Genomic DNA, 4,458 nt, shown 5'->3' with positions numbered 1-4,458 from the left:
CCCCACACCACCGCACGGTGCTCCAACACCGCACGCCCCGCGGCCAACGACCACCCCACATCCGCCGCACACACCCCCTCACGCTCCAACGCCCACGCACCCAACCGCGCAGCCTGCCCCCGCAACCCCTCCACCGAACGACCCGACACCACCCACGGCACCAACCCACCCAGCGAGTCGGCCGGTCGGTCGACCGGGGTGTCCTCCGCGGCCTCGGGCGGCTCTTCGAGGATGACGTGCCCATTGGTGCCGCTGACCCCGAACGAGGAGACCCCGGCCCGACGGGGGTGCTCCCCCTGGGGCCACCGCCGGGCCTGAGCCAGCAGTTCGACCCGCCCGGCGCTCCAGTCCACGTGCGGCGAGGGCTCGTCCACATGCAGGGTGCGCGGCAGCATCCCGTGCCGCATCGCCAGCACCATCTTGATCACACCCGCCACACCAGCCGCGGCCTGGGTGTGCCCGATGTTCGACTTCACCGACCCCAACCACAACGGCTCACGATCCGCGCCACGCCCCTGCCCGTACGTCGCCAGCAACGCCTGCGCCTCGATCGGATCGCCCAGGCTCGTCCCCGTACCGTGCGCCTCCACCGCGTCCACCTCGGAGGGGGACAGCCTCGCCTGCGCCAGCGCCCGGGTGATCACGTCCTCCTGCGCCGAGCCGTTGGGCGCGGTCAGCCCGTTGGAGGCCCCGTCCTGGTTGACGGCGGAGCCCCGTACCACGGCGAGGATCCGGTGGCCGTTGCGCTGGGCGTCGCAGAGCCGCTCCACCAGCAGCAGTCCGATTCCCTCACTCCAGCCGGTGCCGTCGGCCGCCGCCGCGAAGGACTTGCAGCGGCCGTCCGCGGCCAGCCCGCGCTGCCGTGCGAACTCGTCGAAGGCCCCGGGGGTGGCCATCACCGTCACCCCGCCGACCAGGGCGAGGTCGCACTCCTGGGCGCGCAGGGCCTGGCAGGCCAGGTGGAGGGCGACCAGGGAGGAGGAGCAGGCGGTGTCCACGGTCACCGCCGGCCCTTCCAGGCCGAAGGTGTAGGCCAGCCGCCCGGAGGCGACGCTCACCAGGCTGCCCGTCAGCAGATGGCCCTCGACCTCCTCGGGCACATGGGCCAGCCGGGAGAGGTAGTCACTGGCGATCACCCCGACGAAGACGCCGGTCCTGCTGCCGCGCAGGGTGGCGGGGTCGATCCCGGCGTTCTCGAAGGTCTCCCAGGAGGTCTCCAGCAGCAGCCGCTGCTGCGGGTCCATGGCCAGCGCCTCACGCGGCGAGATGCCGAAGAACTCGGGGTCGAATTCGGTGGCGTCGTCAAGGAAGCCGCCCTGGTAGGGACTACCGCCGTCGGCATCCGCTGCGGCGTTCCAGCCGCGCCCCGGCGGGAATCCGGTGATCGCGTCACCGTCCCGGGCCAGCAGGTCCCACAGCTGCTCGGGGGAGGTGACGCCGCCCGGGTAGCGGCACTGCATCCCCACGATGGCCATGGGCTCATGCCATTTGTCCTCGGCGTCCTGGAGGCGGACCCGGGTCTCGTGGAGCTCCGCGGAGGCCCGCCGAAGGTAGTCCCGAAGCGTCTCTTCGCTTGCCATCGATTGTCTCCGTACGTGTGTGTGCTGCGAGGATGCGGGGATGTGCGACGGGCTGGTCAGCGGCCGGTGCTCTTGTCGATGAAGTCGAAGATCTCCTGGTCGGTCGCGGACCGGAACTTCTCGGTCGCGGCCGGCTCCGCTGCCTGCCGGGTACGGACCGCGTCCGGGCCCACCAGCTCGGCGAGGCGGGAGGCGGCCTTGGCCCGGTCGTGTTCGGCCAGCAGCGGCAGCAGCGCGGCGACCCGGTCGATCTCGCCCAGCACCGATTCCCAGGAGACCGCCTGTTCTTGGCGGAGCCGGCTGCCCAGATGGCTGCCGAGCGCCCGCGGGTTGGGATGACTGAAGATCAGCGTGGGAGGCAGCCGCAGGCCGGTGGCCGCCTTGAGCCGGTTGCGCATCTCCAGGGCGGTCAGCGAATCGACACCGAGATCCTTGAAGGCGCGGGAGGGTTCGATCGACTGGGCGTCGCCGTGTCCCAGGACCGCGGCGGCCGTCTCCCGGACCAGTTCGGTCAGCGCCGCTTCCTGTTCGTCCGCGGGAAGACCCAGCAGCCGTTCCACGTAGGCCGCCGCGGCCTGCGGGGCGGTGCGGTCGGCGGGCCGGCGGCGTGCGGTGCCCGCCAGCCCGGCCAGCACCGGCGATACGGTCCGGGCCCGGCGCAGGGCCGCCGGGTCGGGGCGCACGGCGGCCAGGACCGCCTCGGGCCGGCCCAGCGCCTCGTCCAGCAGGGCCAGGCCCGCTGCCGCGGAGAGCGGCAGGACGCCCGGCAAAGCACCGGAGGCCACTCCGGCCCCTTCCGTGCCCGAGTCGATGGCTTGCGACACGGCGCCCGTGGATTCGCCGTCGGCCCAGGGACCCCAGCCGATCGAGAGCCCGGGCAGGCCCTGGGCCCGCCGCAGCGAGGCCAGCGCGTCCAGGAACGCGGCGGCGGCCGAGCGGCCCGCCTGCCCGGGGCCGCCGACTACCCCCAGCAGGGAGGAGCAGAGCACGAAGGCCGACAGGCCCCCGGCCCGGGTCAGTTCGTGCAGATTCAGCGCGGCATCCACATCGGCGCGCAGCGCCCGATCCATCCGGTCCGGATCCACCGCGTCGATGGCGGTCGGCCCACCTCCGGCGCCGAGGGTGTGTACGACGGCCGACAGCGGGTGGTCCTCCGGAACCCGCGCCAGCTCGGCGGCGAGCGCGTCGCGATCACCCGGCGCGCAGTCGGCGAGCGTCACGTGCGTACCCAGTTCCGAGAGTTCCGCCACCAGCGCCGCCGTGCTCGTCGCGTCCTCGCCCCGCTGCGGCAGCAGTAGCAACCGCCGTACCCCGTGCCCCGTCACCAGATGTCGGGCGACCAGCGCACCCAGGCTGCTCGTGGCCCCCGTCACCAGCACCGTCCCCTCGGCGGGGAGCACCAGGGCCGGGGCCGGCGAGGAGCCGGACGGGATCGCGCGCAGCCGGGGCACCAGCAGGGTGCCCTCACGCAGGGCGCAGAGCGGCTCACCGGTGGACACCGCGGCGGTCAGGGCACGCCAGGAGGCGTCATGACCGTCCGTGTCCACCAGCACCAGCCGGTCGGGGTGCTCCCACTGCGCCGCCCGCAGCAGCCCCCAGACTGCCGCGGCTGCCAGGTCCGGACCCGAGCGGCCCTCGGTGAGCACCGCGTCCCCGGTCAGCAGAGCGAGCCGGGAGTCGGCGAACCGCGGTTCCGCCAGCCAGGCGCGCAGGACGGCGAGGGCCGCCCGGGCCGCGGCGCGGATCCTCTCGGGCGATGGCACGGGCTCGCCGTCCTCTTGGCCCCGATTCGCGAGGCCCGGCAGCGGCACCAGGACGACGGCCGGTACGGGGTCCCCCGCCTCCATCCCGGTCAGCAGCCGGCCGAGCGAGGGGTACGCGGCAGCCCCCAGCGCCTTCGTCGCCTCGCCGGAGCCCTCAGGCTCCACCACAGCCCACCGCGCCGGATCGGCATCGGGCCCCTCCTCGATCGGCTGGACCACCCAGTCGGTCACCGCCAGACGTTCCTGGCGTTGCCGCGTCGCCGACCGCAACCGCGCCGCCGACCAGCGGCGCGGCTCTGCCAGCCCGACGGCGGTGACGAGTTGACCGGAGTCGTCGAGGAGTTCCAGGGACACCCCGTCCGTCCCCGCGGTTCGAAGGCACAGCCGTGCCGCCCGCACCCCGGCGCGGTCGGGCAGGGCCACCTGCCGCCAGACGGATACCAGCGCCACCTCGTCCGGCTCCGAGCTGTCCGGGAGGCAACCGCGCACCGCCGCGTCGAGCAGCGCCGGATGCAGGGTGAACCCGGCCGCATCGGGCTCCTGTTCAGCGGAGAGTCCGAGGTCAGCGAAGTAGGTGTCGTCCAGTCGCCACAGCCCGCGCAGGGCCTCGAAGGCCGGTCCGTAGTCGACGCCGGACTCCGACAACCGCTCGTAGACCTCCGCCACGGCCAGCGGCACCGCCCCGCTCGGGGGCCACACCGTCCGATCACCGGCGGTCGGCGGCGCATCGGGGACGACCGTGCCGGCGGCGTGCCGGGTCCAGCCCTGACCGTCCGTCCCGTCCTCGGCACGGGAGTGGATACCGACCGCCCGGGCCCCCGCCTCGTCCGGAGCCGCCACGGTGACCTGGAGCCGGACCCCGGCATCGGCGGGCAGGGCCAGCGGCGCCTCCATGGTCAGCTCCGCGACCTGGGCGCAGCCCACCTCCGCCGCGGCACACAGGGCGAGCTCCAACAGGACGCTTCCGGGCACGATGGCCATGCCCAGCACCGTGTGGTCGGCCAGCCAGGCGTGCGTGGCGAGGGAGATCCTGCCGGTGAGGACGGTCCCCTGGCCACCGGCCAGCTCCACCGCCGCCCCCAGCAACGGATGCTCCAGCGCCATTTGCCCCCAGC

At 74.2% G+C, this 4,458-nt stretch carries 2 protein-coding genes; both read right to left on the bottom strand.

The annotated features are described in order from the left end of the window. The coding region (locus tag E4099_RS29525) for a type I polyketide synthase (RefSeq protein WP_209446796.1) at window positions 1-1,580 on the bottom strand (1,580 nt) is incomplete at its 3' end. Between the two features lie 56 nt (window positions 1,581-1,636). Next, window positions 1,637-4,458 (bottom strand): type I polyketide synthase (locus E4099_RS29520; RefSeq protein ID WP_209446795.1); only part of this gene is annotated, 2,822 nt, incomplete at its 5' end.

The sequence above is a fragment of the Streptomyces palmae genome (genome assembly GCF_004684805.1).
GTDB classification, from domain to species: Bacteria; Actinomycetota; Actinomycetes; order Streptomycetales; family Streptomycetaceae; genus Streptomyces; species Streptomyces palmae.
Note: the sequence above shows the minus strand (reverse complement) of the source record. Positions and strands in the feature narration are given on the sequence as shown.